Source organism: Vibrio sp. T9 (assembly GCF_003123985.1).
GTDB lineage: Bacteria > Pseudomonadota > Gammaproteobacteria > Enterobacterales > Vibrionaceae > Vibrio > Vibrio diabolicus.
This window is the reverse complement of the sequence record NZ_NIGY01000077.1, coordinates 1-412: the sequence shown is the minus strand read 5'-3', so window position 1 is coordinate 412 and position 412 is coordinate 1. Positions and strand designations below refer to the sequence as shown.

At 68.0% G+C, this 412-nt stretch carries 1 pseudogene; it reads right to left on the bottom strand.

What is annotated here, in order from left to right:
• Window positions 1–47: 47 nt before the first annotated feature.
• Window positions 48–412: pseudogene (gene gidA / locus CBX98_RS25495) on the bottom strand (tRNA uridine-5-carboxymethylaminomethyl(34) synthesis enzyme MnmG); the annotation flags it as partial.

Sequence of the window (412 nt, the reverse complement as noted above, 5' to 3'; positions counted from 1 at the left end):
CCAGATGGACCGAAGCGCCGCCGACTGCTGGTTGGCACATGCGCCGCTTACGCGGCGCGGCGCTTCAGGTGCACCAGCAAAAGCGAAATCGCCGCCGGCGTCACGCCACTGATGCGCGATGCCTGGCCAATCGTCACCGGAAGCGCCCGCTTCAGCTTGAGCAAGACCTCCGCGGAGAGTCCCCGCACGCGGTCGTAGTCGAAGCCTTCGGGAATGGCGGTGGCCTCGTGTCGACGCTGGCGCTCGATTTCGTCGCGCTGACGCTCCAGGTAGCCGGAGTACTTCGCCTGCACTTCCACCTGGGTAGCGACCTCGGCGTCGTCCACGGGCGGTCCCAGCTCGGGGACGCCGGTGAGGGTGACGTAGTTCAGTTCCGGACGGCGGAGCAGGTCGAGCGCGTGTGTCTCGCGGC